This window comes from Pseudomonas avellanae BPIC 631 (genome assembly GCF_000444135.1).
Taxonomy (GTDB): domain Bacteria; phylum Pseudomonadota; class Gammaproteobacteria; order Pseudomonadales; family Pseudomonadaceae; genus Aquipseudomonas; species Aquipseudomonas avellanae.
On record NZ_ATDK01000345.1, the window covers coordinates 1 to 2,624 of the forward strand.

The following is a 2,624-nucleotide window of genomic DNA, read 5'->3' on the forward strand; positions in this document are numbered from 1 at the left end:
AACCGTTAATTTCAAAAACCCTGAAATTAACCTGTTAGCGCCATAGCTATATAGAGAAGCGCTTTAAAAACACCCTTCTATATAGCTACAGCACACCTGCCGCTCGCAGCGATGCAACCTCATCACCGCCCAAACCGAGAAGCGCCTCCAGTACCACAGCTGTATGCTCGCCCAGCATAGGCGGCGCTCTGCGGTATTCAACCGGCGTCTCGGACAGACGAATCGGGCTGGCGACCTGCGGGACCTTGCCACCCAGTGCATGGGGTAGCTCGATCGCCAACCCACGCGCCACAACATGCGGATCAGCAAACACCTGAGCCAGATCATTGACCGGGGCGCAAGGCACACCCACAGCCTCCAGCTCGACCACCCATTGAGCGGTAGCCTTGAAGACGGTCACCTGCCGAATCAGCGGGATCAGTTCAGCACGATGAGCCACTCGCAGCGTGTTGGTCAGAAAACGCGGATCATCTGCCCACTGCGACTGCCCCGCCACTTCGGCAAACTTCCTGAACTGACTGTCGTTACCCACCGTAAGGATCAGATCGCCATCGGCAGTCGGAAAACTCTGATAGGGCACGATATTGGGATGGGCATTGCCCAGACGCTCTGGTGCGACCCCGGTAGTCAGGTAGTTCATGGCCTGATTGGCCAGGCAGGCCACCTGTACGTCCAGCAACGCCATATCAATGTGCTGCCCTACATTGTTTTGATCGCGATGAGCCAAGGCTGCAAGGATGGCGGTCGTTGAATACAGACCGGTCAGGATATCGGTCAGCGCAACGCCGACCTTCACCGGGCCTGCACCCTCCTCCCCCTCCGGCAAACCGGTAAGGCTCATCAGGCCGCCAAGCGCCTGAATCATGAAGTCGTACCCCGGACGCGTCGCATACGGACCGCTTTGACCGAAACCGGTAATGGAGCAATAGATCAGTCGCGGGTTGATCGCCTTGAGCGACGCATAATCCAGCCCGTAAGCCGCCAACCCACCAACCTTGAAGTTTTCTATGACGATATCGGACTTCGCCGCCAGCTCCTTGACCAGCTTCTGCCCTTCAGGACGCGTGAAGTCGATGGTGACCGACTGCTTGTTACGATTGGCCGACAGGTAATAAGCCGCCTCGCTGGTGTTGTGCCCGGCCGCATCCTTAAGAAACGGAGGCCCCCAGGCGCGAGTGTCATCGCCACAGCCCGGACGTTCGACCTTGATGACGTCAGCGCCCAGATCAGCAAGGATCTGCCCGGCCCAGGGTCCGGCCAGAACACGTGACAGGTCGAGCACCCTTATATGTGAAAGCGCACCCATGATCAGCCCTCCTTAATAGAAAGCCTGAATACCGGTCTGCGCTCGCCCCAGAATCAACGCATGAACGTCGTGCGTCCCTTCATACGTATTCACCACCTCCAGGTTGACCAGATGGCGCGCAATGCCGAATTCGTCGGAAATCCCGTTCCCGCCCAGCATGTCGCGAGCCATACGCGCGATATCCAGAGATTTGCCGCAGGAGTTGCGCTTCATGATCGAGGTGATTTCCACCGCCGCCGTGCCTTCGTCTTTCATGCGCCCCAGTCGCAGACAGCCTTGCAGCGCCAGGGTGATCTCGGTCTGCATGTCTGCGAGCTTTTTCTGGATCAACTGATTGGCTGCCAGCGGACGGCCAAACTGCTGACGATCAAGGGTGTATTGCCGAGCGGTGTGCCAGCAGAACTCAGCCGCACCCAGCGCGCCCCAGGAAATACCGTAGCGTGCCGAGTTCAGGCAGGTAAAAGGGCCTTTGAGACCGCGCACGTCCGGGAAGATGTTCTCTTCGGGTACGAACACGTTGTCCATGACGATCTCGCCAGTGATTGACGCGCGCAAACCGACTTTGCCATGAATGACCGGAGCACTCAGGCCCGCCCAGCCTTTCTCGAGAACGAAACCGCGAATATCGCCAGCGTCGTCCTTGGCCCACACCACGAACACATCCGCGATCGGACTGTTGGTGATCCACATCTTGCTGCCGCTCAGGCGATAACCGCCTTCGACACTCCGTGCCCGGGTGATCATCGCGCCAGGGTCGGAGCCGTGATTGGGCTCGGTCAGGCCAAAGCAGCCGATCCACTCGCCAGACGCCAGTTTGGGCAGGTATTTCTCTTTCTGGGCCTGCGTGCCGAATTCATTGATCGGCACCATGACCAGTGAGGACTGCACACTCATCATCGAACGATAGCCCGAGTCAACGCGCTCTACTTCGCGGGCGATCAACCCGTAGCAGACGTAATTCAAGCCACTGCCGCCGAACTCCTCGGGGATAGTCGCGCCCAGCAGCCCCACTTCACCCATCTCGCGAAAGATGGCCGGGTCGGTTTTCTCGTGACGAAACGCTTCCAGCACACGCGGCGCAAGCTTGCCCTGGGCGAACTGCTCGGCAGTGTCGCGAACCATGCGCTCTTCTTCAGTAAGCTGTTGATCCAGCAACAATGGATCGATCCAGTTAAAGCTCGCTTTACCGCTCATGCCTGCTCCTCACGTTCAGCTGAAAAATTCTGTAACGATCCTAGGGTCTGTTCCCGTTTCACATTGGTAGCCACAGAAAAGCGCAGGCCATTGCTATGACGCTTTCATAGTTTCTCTTGAGTTT

2 protein-coding genes are annotated in these 2,624 nt (G+C 58.0%); both read right to left on the reverse strand.

Annotated features, from left to right (window positions below; all coding sequences use genetic code 11):
* Positions 1-85: 85 nt before the first annotated feature.
* Complete coding sequence (locus DW49_RS0121070) at positions 86-1,309, reverse strand: CaiB/BaiF CoA transferase family protein (protein ID WP_183144914.1); 1,224 nt, start codon at positions 1,307-1,309, stop codon at positions 86-88.
* 9 nt (positions 1,310-1,318) lie between these two features.
* Positions 1,319-2,500 carry an acyl-CoA dehydrogenase gene (locus DW49_RS0121075; RefSeq protein ID WP_005621787.1) on the reverse strand — a complete coding sequence of 394 codons (1,182 nt, stop codon included), beginning with the start codon at positions 2,498-2,500 and terminating at the stop codon, positions 1,319-1,321.
* Positions 2,501-2,624: the final 124 nt, after the last annotated feature.

Bases quoted from the DNA above. Each gene is read 5' to 3' on its own strand.
- DW49_RS0121075 (WP_005621787.1), bottom strand. From the start codon at position 2,500: ATGAGCGGTAAAGCGAGCTTTAACTGGATCGATCCATTGTTGCTGGAT.